10 protein-coding genes and 1 tRNA gene are annotated in these 15,178 nt (G+C 66.4%); 3 read left to right on the forward strand and 8 right to left on the reverse strand.

Translation table 11 applies throughout. The features are described from left to right. Window positions 1-2: 2 nt before the first annotated feature. Together epsL and AC56KZ_RS04640 are read right to left on the reverse strand one after the other, a co-directional pair. Window positions 3-1,211 (reverse strand): XrtB/PEP-CTERM-associated polysaccharide biosynthesis outer membrane protein EpsL, encoded by a 1,209-nt coding sequence (gene epsL, locus AC56KZ_RS04635; RefSeq protein WP_497160947.1) that lies wholly within the window; start codon window positions 1,209-1,211, stop codon window positions 3-5. A gap of 176 nt (window positions 1,212-1,387) precedes the next feature. Further along, on the reverse strand, window positions 1,388-3,304 hold the full coding sequence (locus AC56KZ_RS04640; RefSeq protein WP_497160948.1) for an ATP-binding cassette domain-containing protein: 1,917 nt from the start codon (window positions 3,302-3,304) through the stop codon (window positions 1,388-1,390). Between the two features lie 247 nt (window positions 3,305-3,551). Here AC56KZ_RS04640 and AC56KZ_RS04645 point away from each other — a divergent pair. Then, window positions 3,552-3,626 (forward strand) — tRNA-Arg (locus tag AC56KZ_RS04645). A 63-nt stretch (window positions 3,627-3,689) separates the two neighbouring features. On the opposite strand, the gene AC56KZ_RS04650 is transcribed toward AC56KZ_RS04645, so the two are convergent. Beyond that, window positions 3,690-4,301, reverse strand: coding sequence for a hypothetical protein (locus tag AC56KZ_RS04650; protein ID WP_497160949.1), 612 nt, complete (start codon window positions 4,299-4,301; stop codon window positions 3,690-3,692). Between the two features lie 213 nt (window positions 4,302-4,514). On the opposite strand from AC56KZ_RS04650, the gene AC56KZ_RS04655 reads away from it, so the two are divergent. Continuing rightward, a complete protein-coding gene (locus AC56KZ_RS04655) occupies window positions 4,515-5,126 on the forward strand; it encodes a DedA family protein (RefSeq protein WP_497160950.1) in 612 nt (203 codons plus the stop codon). Here the strand turns inward: AC56KZ_RS04655 and AC56KZ_RS04660 are convergent. The 5 genes from AC56KZ_RS04660 to AC56KZ_RS04680 form a co-directional block, all read right to left on the reverse strand. Beyond that, on the reverse strand, window positions 5,123-5,812 hold the full coding sequence (locus AC56KZ_RS04660; RefSeq protein ID WP_497160951.1) for a response regulator: 690 nt from the start codon (window positions 5,810-5,812) through the stop codon (window positions 5,123-5,125). The two genes, AC56KZ_RS04655 and AC56KZ_RS04660, sit on opposite strands and share 4 nt — an antisense overlap. A 55-nt stretch (window positions 5,813-5,867) precedes the next feature. Further along, entirely contained in the window at window positions 5,868-10,100 is a 4,233-nt protein-coding gene (locus AC56KZ_RS04665) for a hybrid sensor histidine kinase/response regulator (RefSeq protein WP_497160952.1), read from the reverse strand. Between the two features lie 157 nt (window positions 10,101-10,257). After that, window positions 10,258-12,042 carry a gamma-glutamyltransferase gene (gene ggt, locus AC56KZ_RS04670; RefSeq protein WP_497160953.1) on the reverse strand — a complete coding sequence of 595 codons (1,785 nt, stop codon included), beginning with the start codon at window positions 12,040-12,042 and terminating at the stop codon, window positions 10,258-10,260. Between the two features lie 101 nt (window positions 12,043-12,143). After that, entirely contained in the window at window positions 12,144-12,902 is a 759-nt protein-coding gene (locus AC56KZ_RS04675; protein WP_497160954.1) for a 3-hydroxyacyl-CoA dehydrogenase, read from the reverse strand. Between the two features lie 109 nt (window positions 12,903-13,011). Beyond that, window positions 13,012-13,704, reverse strand: coding sequence for a hypothetical protein (locus AC56KZ_RS04680; protein WP_497160955.1), 693 nt, complete (start codon window positions 13,702-13,704; stop codon window positions 13,012-13,014). 153 nt (window positions 13,705-13,857) lie between these two features. Here AC56KZ_RS04680 and AC56KZ_RS04685 point away from each other — a divergent pair, with 153 nt between their 5' ends. Then, window positions 13,858-15,171 carry an acetyl-CoA hydrolase/transferase family protein gene (locus tag AC56KZ_RS04685; RefSeq protein ID WP_497161213.1) on the forward strand — a complete coding sequence of 438 codons (1,314 nt, stop codon included), beginning with the start codon at window positions 13,858-13,860 and terminating at the stop codon, window positions 15,169-15,171. Window positions 15,172-15,178: the final 7 nt, after the last annotated feature.

Here is a 15,178-nt window from a genome sequence, read left to right on the forward strand (position 1 = left end):
CGTCAGAACTGGGCGCTGGCGTTGATCGCGAAGGTGTTGGCCTTGAAGTCGCCGATCCCGAGGACGGGCGAACCGCTGCGGGCCTGGTGGATGAAGGCGGCCGACAGCGTGATCCGCTGTCTGACCGCCCAGCTGGCCTTCACGCTGGCCGAGCGCAACCTGTCGTCCAGGTCGGCCGGGACGTTCAGGCTGCTGCGCGGGTTGTAGTTGCGCTGCTCGATAATGGCGTCGGCGTCGACCTTGAGCTTGGCGCCCGCCTTCCAGGTCGCGCCCACGCTGGCGCCCTTGTTGAGCGTGTAGCTGAGCACCGTACTTTCGAGCGGAGCGAAATCGCGCCAGACCGAGGCGCGGTAAGCCAGTTTGCCGTTCGCTTCATGGAGCGCGGTGATGCGACCGTTGACCCCGCTCGTGCGGCCGCTGCCGAAAGACGGCTGGCGCCGCCGCGCGTAACCGGCGAGCGCCTGCACCGTGAGCGCCCCGCCCGCTTTCCAGTCGACGCGCGCCTTCAGCTCGTCCTGGGTGAAGTCGTCGGTCAGCAAGGTCTGTGCGAACGGACGCCGGTTCGGATAATCGCCTTCGATGCGCCGCAGGACCAGGCCGAAGCTGCTGCCGCTCGGGGCCAGGTAGCGCGCTTCGAGTTCCAGCACGTCCTCGCTGCGGTCGTTGTACGACTGCACGGCCAGTTCGTAATCGAAGCGCGTGCGCGCGAGCGCCGCATGCGCCTCCCAACGCGGGTGGAGCTTCCAGGCGCTCTTGAAAAAACGGCGGCGCTGCTCGCGCAGGTTGCGCTCGTCGCTGCGGAAATCGGTGTACGGCGCGAGCGTTTGCTCGTAGGTGGCGCCCAGCTCTCCGGAGAAGGCATTACCGAGCTGCCAGTACCAGGTTCCCTGGAAATCCCTGCCGTCGTAATCGAGTTGCCGGAAGTGGTCGAAATTGACCTTCGACACCTTGGCCACGCCAACCAGGCGCTGGCGCTTCCAGGTCTTGTCGAGCACTCCGCCGAATTCGACGGTGGTCCAGGAATCGGAACGCTGGTTGTCGAAGGCCGGTGCGTCGTCGGCGATGCGCAGCAGGTTGTCGTCGCGCGCCCAACCGATGCGGCCATACAGGTCGAAGGCGGTGCCGGGGACGGCATGGGCGGGCAGAGACGTGGATAAGCACGCGGCCGCGGCGACCAGGACGGCGAGCGGATGCAACCGGATTCTCGACATGGCGTTTGTCTTTCGAAAGCACGAGGGGTTTCGATGAGACATCGGCGCGAACGCCTGAGTTCCATGATCGCAGTTGACGCATCCGGGATAGTGGATGGCCGCGCGTGTTAACGTGGACTTGGTGATGACTGCGCCACGGGCAAGCCGCCGTGGCGCAGGGGTACTACTGCAAGGCTTTAGGCTTCGCCGCGCGAGCGCGCTTCGATCCGTTCCCAGCGATCCAGGGCCTCGAGCAGCAAGCCGTCGATCTCGGCAAAACGCGCGTTGATGCGGCGCGCGTCGGCCGGGCTGGTCTTATAAAAGTCAGGAGCATTGAGTTGCGCCGTGATAGCCGACTGTTCGTCCTCGAGCAAGGCGATCTGCTTCGGCAGTTCGTCGAGTTCGCGCTGTTCCTTGTAGCTCAGTTTTACTTTTTTTGCAGGGCTCTCGGCTGCGGGCGCAGCGTCAGCGCCTTTTGCCGGCGGCGGCTTCGATGCAGCGGCGGTCGGCTGCGGCGCGGCCGCGCGCACGCGCTCCCAGTCGCTGTAGCCGCCCACGTATTCGCGCCACAGGCCCTCGCCTTCGGCCACGATCACCTGGGTCACGACGTTGTCGAGGAAGGTGCGGTCGTGGCTGACGAGGAAGACCGTGCCGGTGTATTCCTCGAGCAGCTCTTCCAGCAGTTCCAGGGTGTCGATGTCGAGGTCGTTGGTCGGCTCGTCGAGCACCAGGCAGTTGGCCGGCTTGGCGAACAGGCGTGCCAGCAGCAGGCGGTTGCGCTCGCCACCGGAGAGCGATTTCACCGGCGAACGGGCGCGTTCCGGCGCGAACAGGAAGTCGTTCAGGTAAGTCATTACGTGCTTGCGCTGGCCGTTGACCTCGACCCAGTCGCTGCCCGGCGCGATCGTGTCGGCCAGGCTGGCTTCCTCGTTGAGCTGGGTGCGCATCTGGTCGAAATAGGCCACGTTCAGTTTGGTGCCGAGGCGCGTGGTGCCGCTGTCGGCCTTCTCTTCGCCCAGGATCATCTTCAGCAGCGTGGTCTTGCCGGCGCCGTTCGAACCGATCAGGCCGACCTTGTCGCCGCGCAGGATGGTGCCCGTGAAGTTGCTGACGATGACTTTCTCGCCATACGATTTGGAGATGTTTTCCAGCTCGGCGACGATCTTGCCGGAACGCTCGCCCATGCCGACGTCGAGCTTGATCTGGCCCTGCTGGTCGCGGCGCGCCACGCGCTGGTCGCGCAAGGCTTCCAGGCGGCGCACCCGGCCTTCGTCGCGGGTACGACGCGCCTGCACGCCTTTGCGGATCCAGATTTCTTCCTGCGCCAGGAATTTGTCGAACTTCGCGTTCTCGACTTCCTCGTTGGCGAGCAGCTCGCGCTTGCGCTCCTGGTAAGTCGTGAAATTGCCCGGGAAGGACAGCAGCTTGCCGCGGTCGAGTTCGATGATGCGGGTGGCGACATTGTCGAGGAAGCTGCGGTCGTGGGTAATGAACAGGACCGAGCCGCGGTAGTCGCGCAGCAAGCCCTCCAGCCACATGATCGACCTGAAGTCGAGGTGGTTGGTCGGCTCGTCGAGCAGAAGCACGTCCGGCGCCGACACCAGCGCCACGGCCAGCGCCACGCGCTTTTGCATGCCGCCCGACAGCGTTTTCATCTGCGCTTCGGCTGCCAGGCCCAGGCGGTCAAGGGTCGTGTCGACCTTGTTGCCGAGGTTCCAGCCATCGGTAGCGTCGAGCTTGACCTGGATCACGTGCATGCGTTCCATCAGGGCATCATCGTCGCCCTGGCCGAACTGGCCGGTCAAGGCTTCGTATTCGGCCAGCATGCCTTGCAGCTCGCCCATGCCGGCGGCGACCGCGTCGAACACTGTCGACTCGGGATCGAAGGTCGGCTCCTGCTCGACATAGGCAATCTTGATACCCTGCTGCATGACCAGCAGGCCATCGTCGAGCTTGAAGCGCCCGGCGATGGTTTTCAGCAGCGAGGACTTGCCGGTGCCGTTGCGGCCGATCAGGCCGACGCGCTCGCCGGTTTCGAGGGAAAAGTCGGCGTGGTCGAGCAGTGCGACGTGACCGAACGCGAGTTGCGCGGACGAGAGGGAAATGACAGCCATAATCTTAGTAAGCGAGCCGGCCGCGGATGTCCTGAAGACGCGCGGTGCAGCGGGGAAAATTGAAAGAGGCGCCCATTGTACCGATTGCGGCGCGTATCCTCGAACTAAGCTTCCAATTAACCTACTTTCCTCGGCTATAATTGCACTAAGTTCACGATACCGGCCTGCGCTTTAACACTGCAGGGCCCGCTCGCCGAACCGCAGGCACTGCCTGCGTTGTCGTGGCGCTCCTGGCGTCACTGGCGTCCTCCCCGTAGCACAATGGATAGTGCACATGCCTCCTAAGCGTGGGATACTGGTTCGATTCCAGTCGGGGGGACCACCAAATTTTCCTGTCCACTCTCCTGGCGCCGGCTTGGTCGGACGCGACATTGCTCCAGCCTGCTCACGGCGCGAGCCGCCGGATTTCCAGCGCCCATACCCACGGGTCGGCATCCCAGCTTCCGGGACCATTGATCCGCTCCCACACCTCCCGATAGGCCAGCACCGGGTCGCCAGCGAGGGCGCCGATGCATTCGGCCAGCGCATCATGCGCACTGATCTCCCGCAGCCGCTCGATCCGTAGGCCGACGATCTCGAGCAGAATGCGGCTGGCCACGCGCGGCATGAACAGCGCCGGGCGCCGGTGCCAGCGCGGCAGGTCGTCCGCCACCCGCCCGGCGAGCGGGTCGGCCGCGCCGGGTTCATCGAGCGCGTAACGGTAGCGCTGGCCGTTGGTCAGCGTCAGGTCGACGAAATACCACTCGTCGCCTGCCTTTTCGGTCCTGGGGCGCGTTTTCCAATGGCCGAAAGCGAAATAGGTTTCGCGCACCCACAGGCGGTCGCCGGCCAGGCCGAAGCGGTTGCGCGCCATCCCTGGTTGGCAATCTCCTTCCGGCTGCGGACGCAGTGCGCGGCGTGTCTGGCTCTTGCTGCCGTCGAGCAGCGCGCGCACCATCGCGCCGGAAAACAGGATGCCGCGTTCCTTGATCGTCGGCTGCGCTGTCTGTCGCGCCATTTTTCTCCTCCTGCCCTGAAAATTTCCGTCCCGATATCCGCTCACCGTGACGATCTCCGGCTGAGCGCGTGTCCGAATGTCAGACCTGACCCCAGCCATGCAGCTCCGGCTTGGCCCCGCTTTCTGCCCCACCATCTTGCCCAATCACATCGTACCGCTAAGCGGCCCCGGCCCGGTATATCATCGCCCCACCTGTGCTTGCTGGAGCGTGCGATGTTCGAATGGATTACCGGTTTTATCGAAAAAAGCGGCTATCTCGGCGTATTTGCGCTGATGGCCCTGGAGAACATTTTCCCGCCCATTCCATCCGAGATGATCATGCCCTTCGCCGGCTTCGTCGTCGCCAAGGGCAAATTGAATCTGGTCGGCGTGCTGCTGGCCGGTACGGCCGGTTCGGTGGCGGGCGCCCTGCCCTGGTATTACGCGGCCAGGAAATATGGCGTCGAGCGGCTCAAGGCGCTGGCCGAGCGTCATGGACGCTGGCTGACGATCAGCCCCGCCGACATCGACCAGGCCATCGACGCCTTCAATCGCCATGGACGCATGACGGTGCTGTTCGGGCGCCTGATCCCCGCGGTGCGCACCCTGATTTCGGTGCCGGCCGGCCTGGCCAGGATGTCGCTGGGGCTGTTCTTGCTGTATTCCACCATCGGCTCGCTCGCATGGACAGGCGTGTTGATGGCGGCGGGATTCATGCTCGAGAACAAATACACGGAGGTGGCGAAGTACGTCGATCCGGTATCGAAAGCGATCTTTGGCCTGCTGCTTGCCTGGTATGTGTACCGGGTCGTGACTTATCGCTCGCCGGCCAAGGAAGCGAGCTAGGTCTTTGCCGCATCGAAGGCCAGCAGCGCGGCCTGCTGTACCACCACGGTCCGCGCGGCGCCCAGTGCCTGCGCCACCGCCTCGGGGACCGCGTCCGCCTCCGCGCGTGCCAGCCCGGTCGCCGCCCGATGCAGGCCCAGTGTGACACAGCCGGCGCGCAGCCGGGCCAGCCGTTCGGATGCCAGGCGCAGCTCGCCTTGTGCCAGGGATGCCTCGATGACCGGGCCGGCCTCGAGCAGCTGGCGCTCGAGTGCGTCGAGATACAGGGCCAGGCGGCGTTCGTCGATACCGAGGCGCTGGGCGCTTGACGCCGGCGTCTCGTCGGCGGCAAGCGCCATCAAGTGCGGGCGCAGGCTTTCGATGCGAAAAGGCTTGACGACATAGCCGTCGGCGCCGAGCGCATCGGCCTCGACAATGCTGGCGCCGTCGTTGGCCGCCGATACCAGCACGAAAGGCAGGCCGGCGAGCCCGGAATGGGCGCGGACACGGGCCAGCAGCTCGGTGCCGGATAGCTGCGGCATGCGCAGGTCGCAGAACACGATCGCCGGACGCAGCCCGGCCTCGAGCTGGCGCCAGGCATCGAGGCCATCCTCGGCCTCGAGAATTTCGTAGCGGCCACAGCCGTCGACCAGATGCATCAGCATCATGCGCGACACCACATCGTCGTCCACCACCAGCACCTTCATCGCCTTCCCCCACGGATTTTTATTGCTTTTAAGAACATTGTAGCGGCTCTTGCTGTCAGGCCGGCACCTGTTCGAATGCATCGAGCAGGCTTTCCAGGCCTGCCAGCCCGGTGCGCACCTCGGCCATGCGGCCGGCATTGGCCAGTTTCTCGAGCACCGCGCACAGATTCGCGAGCTCGGCCTCGCCGAGGTGGGCGGCGCTGCCGCGCAGCCCGTGCAGGACGTTGCCGGCCGCTTCCAGGTCGCCGGCCGCGAGCGCGGCGCGCAGCTCGACACGGCGGCGCGGCAGGTCGGCGCCGAAGGCGGCGCGCATGCGCGCCTGGAAGGCTGCGCGGCCAGGCACCGGCAAGGGCGGCGCCTCGCAATCCGGTTCGACGATGCCGAACAGGGCGTCGAGTTCGGCGGTGCTCGGCGGCCGCGGGCCCATCGGCGCCAGATTCAAGCCGCGCTGCAGCTGGCGCTCGATCGCCCGGTTCAGCTGGACGTGCAGCGCCGCCTCGTCGATCGGCTTGGCAAGGAAGCCGTCCATCCCGCAGGCCAGGTAGCGGTCGCGGTCCTCGTCGCTGGCGTTGGCCGTGAGCGCGACGATCATCACTTGCGGGTCGAGCACGGACGCGTCGAGGGTGCCGCCGGCGCGAATCAGCCGGGTGGCGGTGGCGCCGTCGACTTCCGGCATGCGCCCGTCCATCAGGACCAGGTCGTAGCGCACGCGCGCGCAGGCGGCCACGGCCAGCGCGCCATTGTCGACGATGTCGATTTCGTGCCCCATCTCCTCGACCATCATGCGGGCGATGATCTGGTTGGTGGCGAAGTCCTCGGCGCACAGCACGCGCAGGCGGTGCGTGTGCGGCGTGAGCGGCGCCTGCTCGATGCTCGGCGGTTCGACGCCGTCGAACATCGGCAGCACGAAACTGAAGGTGCTGCCCTCGCCGCGCCGGCTTTCGACGCCGATCGTGCCTCCCATCAGTTCCACCAGCTGGCGGCAGATCGCCAGTCCCAGGCCGGTGCCGCCATAGCGGCGCGTGGTGGTGGTGTCGGCCTGCTCGAATTTCTGGAACAGGCGCGGCAGCGCGGCGGGTTCGATGCCGATCCCGGTGTCCTGCACGGTAAACCGGATCATGTGCCCGGCAGAGGCGGCCTGGTCCGCGGGCCGGCGCTCGACGCTGAGCGTCACCATCCCGCTCGGGGTGAACTTGAAGGCGTTGCCGACCAAATTGATCAGGACCTGGCGCAGGCGCGTCGGGTCGCCCACCACGAACTGCGGCAGGTCGTCGTCGAGCTCGATCGCGAAGCCGACGCTGTGGGCCGCCGCCTGCTCGCCGAACAGGCCGACCACGTTGTTGATCGCCGCATGCAGCGCGAAGTCGATGTTTTCGATGGTCAGCTTGCCGGCCTCGATCTTCGAAAAGTCGAGCAGGTCGTTGATAATCGCCAGCAGCGACTCGGCATTGACCTGGCCGCGCACGATCTGCTCGCGGGTCGCCTCGCGCAGGCGGTCGTCGCGCAGGGCGAAGCCGAGCATGCCGATGACGCCGGCCAGGGGCGTGCGCATCTCGTGGCTCATGTTGGCAAGGAATTCCGATTTCTGGCGTGCGGCGTCCTCGGCGCGCTGCTTGGCCAGTTGCAGGCGCTGCTCGTTCTCGTACAGGGCGCGGTTGGCGTCCGCCAGTTCGACGGTATTGCGCCGCACTTCGCGCTCGCGTTCGCGCAGCTCCTCGGTCTGGCGCTCGAGCAGGCGGTTCTGCAGCGCGATTTCCTCGGTGCGGGCGCCCACCTGGCGCTCGAGGTAGGCCTTCTGGCGCGACAGGCCGCGCACGCGCAGGGCATAGGCGGCATAGCACAGGCCGAAGAACAGCAGCACCGCGCCGCTGCGGAACCACCAGGTACCCCAGGCCGGCGGCTCGATCGTGATGGCCAGCGTGGCCGGAGTATCGCTCCAGACACCGTCCTTGTTGGCGGCGCGCACGCGGAACACGTACTGGCCCGGATCGAGATTGGTATAGGTGGCGAAGCGCTTGCCGGCGTCGGCCTGGACCCAGTTCTGGTCGAAGCCCTCGAGCTGGTAGATGAAACGGTTGCGCTTCGGGGCGGCGTAGTGCAGCGCCGAGAATTCGATCGAGAATACCGAGTGCTCGCTCGACAGGGTAATTGCGCGCGCCGTTTCAACCGGTCCCTTGAGCAACTCCGGATACGCGCTCTGCACCGGCCGGTTGAAGATCTGGATGCCGGTGATGACGGCGCGCGGCGCCACGCCGTTGTTGCGCAGCGCGCGCGGATCGAAAGCGGTGATGCCGTTGAAACCGCCAAAGTACAGCGTGCCGTCCGGGGCGCGCAGGGCCGAGCCGTCGAAAAAGGCGCCGTCGATGGTGCCGTCGGCGCTGGTGTAGCTGCGCCAGCTATTCCTTACGGGGTCGAAGCGCGACAGGCCACTGTTGGTGCTGATCCAGATGATGCCGTCGAGGTCTTCCAGGATGGCGGCCACCGAGTCGTCGATCAGCCCGTCGCGCGTGGTATAGCGCATGAAGCTGACCGAGCCGTCGGCGGCCGTGACCATCTTGCTCAGGCCGGCGGCGGTGCCGACCCAGATGTTGCCGGCCCGGTCTTCCAGCAGGGCGTGGATTTCATCGTGACTGAGGCTGGCCGGATCGAAACCGTCGTGACGGAAGTGGCGGAAGCGCTTGTTCGTGCGGTCAAACAGGTCGAGGCCGTTGAACGAGCCGACCCAGAGCCGGCCGCGGCGGTCTTCCAGCACCGGGCGCACGATATTATCGGACAGGCTGAACTGGCGGCCGGGGTCGTGGCGGTAGGATTCCAGCGCGCGCGTGCGCGGATCGAGGCGGTGCAGGCCGCCGCGCGTCGTGATCCAGACCGCGCCGTCGCGCCCGAGCCTCATCTCGCGGACGTTGTTCGCGTTCGCGTCGCCGGGCATCAGCACCCGGCGCGTAAAGCGCCCGGTTTGCGTGTCGAAGCGGGTAATGCCGGTGCGGCCGCCAACCCAGATGATGCCCTCGCGGTCGCGCACGACGGCGTTGACCGAGGGGTCGATCAGGCTGTTCGGATTGTCCGGCTGGTGGCGCCACAGGCGGTAGGCGCTTGCCTTGGGGAGGGCCGGGTCGTACAGCTGCAGGGTGCTGGCCGACGCCAGCCACAGGCGGCCGCTGCCGTCATGGTCCATGCCGCGCACGCGGTTGTCGGCTGGAATGCCCGGTCCGTCATGTTCGCGCACGACGCGCGCGAAGCCGCCGCTACCGAGGTCGACGCGCGAGACGCCCGCATACCAGGTGCCGACCCAGAAGGTGCCGAGGCGGTCGCGGTACAGCGAGGAGATATGGTCGTCCGCCAGGCTGTTGCGGTCGGTAACGACCTTGCGGAAGGCTTCGAAACGACCCTTTGCCGCATCCCAGCGGTAAGCCCCGTGGTCGTGGGCGCCGGCCCAGACCTGGCCGTGGCCGTCGTCGTAGAGGGTCGCGATCCAGGCCTGGGGAATGCCGTCGGCCGGGCCGAAGCGGCGCCGTTCCGTGGCGCGGCTGGCGCTCAGCGGCATGCGCTCCAGGCCGTCGAGCAGCCCGATCCACAAGGTCTCGGCGCGGTCGACCAGCAACGCCTTGACCGGCTGGCGCCGGCCAGGACTACTACGCTGGTGTTCGAAACGTCCCGTTACCGGATCAAAACTGTCGAGACCGGCCTCGGTGCCAATCCACAGACGGCCGCGCTTGTCGAGCCCGAGCGCGTTGATGTCGTCGCTGGACAGGCTTTCGGCCGCGCCGGGAACGTGGTGCCAGGCTGTGAAGCGGGCGCTGGCGATGTCGAAATGCTGCAGGCCGTCGGCGGTGCCAATCCACAAGCCATCCTTGCGGTCGTCGATGATGGCACGCACGTGCGTGTTGCCATTGCCACGCCGGGCAGGTTCGTCCGGCACGTAATGGCGGAAGCCCTGGGTCGCGGGGTCGTAGCGCGCCAGGCCGCCGTCGGTGCCGATCCAGAGCCGCCCTTTCGGGTCCACGTGCAGCACCTTGATCCAGTTGTTGGGCAGCGCGGTCGGGTCGCCGGGAACGTTGCGGTAATTAACGAAACGGTAGCCGTCGAAGCGCGACAGGCCGTACTGGGTGCCGAACCACATGAAGCCTTCGGCATCCTGGGCCATCGAGAACACCGATTCCTGGGCCAGGCCGTCCTCGACGCTGAGGTGCTCAAAACGCAGGGTCGGCGCCGGCGCGCTCGAGGCCGGCAGCGGCATGGCGAGGCAGCCGGCCAGCGCCAGCAACAGGGCGAACAGCCAGGCCCTCATGCGGCGGCCGCGCCCTGCCCCGGTGCGGGGTACGCGTGCAATAAAACAGGCCGGGAGCGGCTTGCGCCACGTCCGGCCGGCATCAATCCGGTGTCTGGTTTGCTGTCCACGCCATAAGGTTAGCAAACAAAATTGACCATGAGGAAAATTATTCTTTTCAGTCGCCTTTTGCGACACCTTCGCGGCGCGGATCGGCGCCGCCGAACCACCAGGACTCGCCATGGATCGGCAGGCGCATGATGCCGTGCAGGCCGGAATTCTGTTCGCTCTGGCGCAGCGCGTGGCCGCGCGCCTTCAGGGCGTCGCTGGTGGCCTGCGGAAAGCGCCCCGCTTCCAGCTCGGTCGGGCCGTTGCGGCTGCCGAAATTCGGCAGCGAAATGGCCTGCTGCACGTTCAGGCCCCAGTCGAGCGTGCCGACCAGCACCTTCGCCACATAATTGATGATCGCCGGCCCGCCCGGCGAGCCGACCGCCAGCACCAGCTTGCCGCTCGCCTTGTCGAACACGATCGTTGGCGACATCGCGCTGCGCGGGCGCTTGCCCGGCTCGACCCGGTTCGCGATCGGCCCGTTGGCGTCGGCCGAACTGAAGGAAAAATCGGTCAGCTGGTTGTTCAGGATGAAGCCGCCCACCATTTGGCGCGAGCCGAAGGCGTCTTCGACCGTCGTCGTCATCGACAGGCCAGCGCCGTTGCCGTCGACCACCACCAGGTGCGAGGTCGAGGCCGTTTCGATGGCGTTGTCCTTGCCCCAGGCGACGTTCATGCCGGGCGGCGTGCCGGCCGGCGCCTCGCCCATCGAGCGCTCGCGGATCAAGCCGGCGCGCTGGGCCAGGTAGCTCTTGTCGATCAGGCTCGGCACGCCGCGGCCCGGCAAGGGAACGAAGTCGGTATCGGCCGCGTAGCGGTTGCGGTCGGCATAGGCAAGGCGACCGACTTCCGAGAACAGGTGCACGGCGTCCACGCCCGGCACGCCATCGGCGGGGGCGAGCTTGGCCATGTCGCGTGTTTCGAACATGCCGAGCATCTGGGCCACCGCGATGCCGCCCGAGGACGGCGGCGGCATGCCGCAGACGGTGTAGGCGCGGTAGTCGCTGCAGACCGGCTCGCGCAGTTTCGGCCGATAGTTGGCGATGTCGCTGGTGCTGAGCAGGCCCGGGTTGGTCGGATGCCCCTTGACCTTGGCGACGATCTCGCGCGCAATATGGCCTTTATAGAAGGCATCGGCGCCGCCGCGTGCAATCTCGCGCAGCGTTCTGGCCAACGCCGGGTTCTTCAGCACATGGCCGACCGGCCAGGCCTGGCCATTCTTGTCGTAGAAATAGCTGCCGGCCGCCGGGTCCTTGCGGATGTGGGCGTCCCAGGTAAGCAGGCCATTGAGGCGGGCACTGACGGCGAAACCCTGCTCGGACAAGCGGATTGCCGGCTCGAACAGGGTTTTCCACGGCAGCTTGCCGTGCTGCCTGTGCGCCAGCTCGAGCATGCGCAGCACGCCCGGCGCGCCGACCGAACGCCCGCCGACCACCCCTTGCGTACGCGAGACGGGCGTGCCGTCCGGATTCTGGAACAGGCGCTCGCTGGCAGCCATCGGCGCCGTCTCGCGGCCGTCGAAGGCCTGCACTTTCTTGCCGTCGTAATGCATCAAAAAGGCGCCGCCGCCGATGCCGGAACTTTGCGGCTCGACCAGGGTCAACACCAGTTGCGTGGCGATGGCCGCATCGATGGCGCTGCCGCCTTTTCTCAGGATCTGGTAGCCCGCCTCGACGGCGATCGGATTGGCGGCGGCCACCATGTACTTGCGCGCGGCCCAGCCGCTTTTCTCGGCATAGCCGGTGGCGATTTCCGGGGCACGCTGAGCGGCCTCCTGGGCCAATGCGGGCCCGGCGGTGTTGGCCAAACCGGCCAGCAGGAAGGTGGTGCAGGCAAACAACTTCAACTTGATCATGCAATCTCCAGAAGCAAAAACGGGCGTGCGCGGCAGCTTGCCGCGCACGCCCGATGACTCCGGCATCCTACATCAAATTGTCTTGCGCTTCATTCCTGCAATTACTTCGGCTGCATGCGGATCGCGCCATCGAGGCGGATCGTTTCGCCGTTGAGCATGACGTTTTCGATGATGGCCTTGGCCAAGTGCGCGTATTCCTTCGGCATGCCCAGGCGTGGCGGGAAGGGCACCATCTTGCCGAGCGAGTCGCGCACTTCCTGCGGCATGCCCATCAGCATCGGGGTTTCGAAAATGCCGGGGGCGATCGTCATCACGCGGATGCCGTTACGCGCCAGGTCGCGCGCCATCGGCAGCGTCATGCCGGCCACGGCCGCTTTCGAGGAACCGTAAGCCGTCTGGCCCATCTGGCCGTCGAAGGCCGCCACCGACGCGGTGTTGATGATGACGCCGCGTTCGCCGTATTCGCCGGCTTCGGTATTGCTCATCGCTTCGGCGGCCAGGCGCGCCATGTTGAAGGTGCCGACCAGGTTGATGTTGATGGCGCGCTGGAACACGTCGAGCGGGTGTGGGCCTTCCTTGCCGAGGGTTTTCACGGCCGGCGCCACGCCGGCGCAATTGACCAGGCCGCGCAGCTGGCCCATCCCGACCGCGGCCGCGACGACAGCCTTGCCGTCGGCTTCCGAGGTAACGTCGCACTTGACGAACTGGCCGTTCAGTTCCGTTGCCAGGGCGGCGCCCGCCTCGGCCTGCACGTCGGCGATGACGACCTTGCCGCCCGCTTCCGTGATCATGCGTGCGGTGGCCGCTCCCAGGCCCGACGCGCCGCCGGTGATGATGAACACATTGTTCTGAATTTGCATGTTTTTTCCTTGTTGTCCCCGCAGGTGACCCTGCAGGCATTCGTTTTGACGTTTACGTTAACGTCAACCCGCAGGATTGTAGCGAATTTTGACGAGGAAAAACCACGCTTCAGAAACATTGCATCGTGTTGCCATTGCGCGTGCAGAGGCGCCCGGCGCTGTTCACGGCCGCGTTGCCCACGCCCGTGTTGTAGGTGCCGCCCGCGGTATCGGTGCAGGTGCCCCCCAGGCAGCTGTTGATCTGGACCGGGCCGGCGTTGACGGGCAGCGGCTGCGCCGGCGCCGGCGCCGGCGCTGCTACCGGCAGCGGCCGGCTGGGCAAGACCTCGGGAACCGTGGCGATGCGCGCCTCGACCGATCGGCGCGGCGTGCGCGCGGCCTGTTTCTTCGCTGGCTTCTTCGCCTCCGGTCTGGCCGGCTGGGCCGGCTGGGGTGCGGGCCGCGCCGACGGATCGACTTCCAGGTGCCGGTCCTGGGGCGGCGCGCCGGCCCTTTCTTCCTGGGCTTGCGGCGACTGGTCAAGCTGGGCGCCGGGCTCGGGCTTGCCTGCCTGCGGATGCAGCACCGGACCATAGCTGGGGCCGGCCGCAGCCGGCGCGCCCGGCTGCGGGCTGGACGACTGCTGCATCTGCTGCAGCTGCTGCATCTGCTGGACTTGCTGCGGCTGCGGCTGCGCCTGCCGCAAGCCTGCCGGCGCTGACTGTGCTGACTGTGCTGCCGCGCTGCTGGCGGCCAGCGCGGCGAGCAGCGCCAGCGCAATTTGCGCGACCCGGACGGGTTTCGAATGCTTTGCGTGCCTCATGATGTGCTCCCTGCAGCAAATGTGGCGAATACCCTGATTATCGGTCTGCACCCCCGGCCGTGGCGCGCGCTTGTGCCCGGCCGTCATGTCTGCGTCAGCTTTGCGCGCTAGGCTGTAGCATCGAGCCGGCGGGGACGGACTCTGGCTGCCATGATGAAGGAGAGCGAAATGCGGACGGCACAACAGCAATACGAGGCAAAGCGCGTCGGCGCCATCGACGCCCTGGCGCAGCTGCGCGACGAGGACATGATCATCGTGCCGACTGGTGTCGGCGAGCCGCCGTCCCTGCTGACCGCCTTGTCGAACGAGCGTACGCGCTGGCGCGGCATCCGGGTGGCGCAGATCCTGGCGATGCGCAAGTACGGCTACTTCGACCAGGACAGCGCGCAGCATGTGCGCCATGCCGCCCTGTTCTTCGGCGGCGCCTCGCGCGCCAGCGGCCAGGGCGGCTGGTGCGACTTCATCCCGAATTACTTTTCCGAAATCCCACTGCTGATCGAGCGCGGCCTGATGCCCTGCGACGTGGTGTTCGCGATGGCCTCGAGCATGAATGCGCAGGGTTTCTTTTCGCTCAGCCTGGGCACCGACTACACGATGGCGGCGATCGCGCGGGCGCGCGTCGTGGTGCTGGAAGTCAATCCGAACGTGCCCTTCGCGCATGGACAGTGCCACGTCCACGTTTCCCAGGTGACGGCGCTGGTCGAAAGCGACGATCCCATCCTCGAGGTCGGCCTGCCTGCCATCGGCCCGGTACAGGAAGCGATCGGCAAGCAGGTCGCCGAGATGATCGAGGACGGCTCGACGCTGCAGATCGGCTATGGCGGGATTCCGGATGCGGTGGTGATGCAGCTGACCGAAAAGCAGGACCTGGGCGTGCATACCGAAATGATCGGCGACGGCATCCTGCGCCTGGTCGAATGCGGCGCGGTGACGAACCGGCGCAAGACGCTGCTGCCGGGGAAAATGGTGGCCACCTTCGCCCTCGGCTCGCGCCGCCTGTACGAGTTCATGCACCACAACCCGATGCTCGAGATGCATCCGTCGAACTTCACCAACGATCCCTATATCGCCAGCCAGAACGACAAACTGGTGTCGATCAATGCCAGTTTGCAGGTCGATTTGCTGGGGCAATGCGGCAGCGAAAGCATCGCCCACCTGCCCTATTCCGGCACCGGCGGCCAGGTCGATTTCGTGCGCGCTGCAAACCGTTCACGTGGCGGCAAGTCCTTCATCGTGCTGCCCTCGACCGCCAAGAACGGCACCATCTCGCGCATTGTGCCGACCCTGACACCGGGCACCCACGCCACCACCAGCAAGAACGACGTCAACTATGTGGTGACGGAGTTCGGCGTGGCCCAGCTGCGCGGCAAGTCGGCCAAAGCGCGCGCGCAGGAATTGATCGCGATTGCCCACCCGGACTTTCGCGGCCAGCTGCGCGAGGAAGCGAACCGGATGTGCGTGTTCTGACGATCCG

Source organism: Telluria sp. LT2P34 (genome assembly GCF_059685915.1).

What these genes read in the sequence shown, in the direction of transcription:
- epsL (WP_497160947.1), bottom strand. Translation starts at nt 1,211, where the DNA reads ATGTCGAGAATCCGGTTGCATCCGCTCGCCGTCCTGGTCGCCGCGGCC.
- AC56KZ_RS04640 (WP_497160948.1), bottom strand. Translation starts at nt 3,304, where the DNA reads ATGGCTGTCATTTCCCTCTCGTCCGCGCAACTCGCGTTCGGTCACGTC.
- AC56KZ_RS04650 (WP_497160949.1), bottom strand. Translation starts at nt 4,301, where the DNA reads ATGGCGCGACAGACAGCGCAGCCGACGATCAAGGAACGCGGCATCCTG.
- AC56KZ_RS04655 (WP_497160950.1), top strand. Translation starts at nt 4,515, where the DNA reads ATGTTCGAATGGATTACCGGTTTTATCGAAAAAAGCGGCTATCTCGGC.
- AC56KZ_RS04660 (WP_497160951.1), bottom strand. Translation starts at nt 5,812, where the DNA reads ATGAAGGTGCTGGTGGTGGACGACGATGTGGTGTCGCGCATGATGCTG.
- AC56KZ_RS04665 (WP_497160952.1), bottom strand. Translation starts at nt 10,100, where the DNA reads ATGAGGGCCTGGCTGTTCGCCCTGTTGCTGGCGCTGGCCGGCTGCCTC.
- ggt (WP_497160953.1), bottom strand. Translation starts at nt 12,042, where the DNA reads ATGATCAAGTTGAAGTTGTTTGCCTGCACCACCTTCCTGCTGGCCGGT.
- AC56KZ_RS04675 (WP_497160954.1), bottom strand. Translation starts at nt 12,902, where the DNA reads ATGCAAATTCAGAACAATGTGTTCATCATCACCGGCGGCGCGTCGGGC.
- AC56KZ_RS04680 (WP_497160955.1), bottom strand. Translation starts at nt 13,704, where the DNA reads ATGAGGCACGCAAAGCATTCGAAACCCGTCCGGGTCGCGCAAATTGCG.
- AC56KZ_RS04685 (WP_497161213.1), top strand. Translation starts at nt 13,858, where the DNA reads ATGAAGGAGAGCGAAATGCGGACGGCACAACAGCAATACGAGGCAAAG.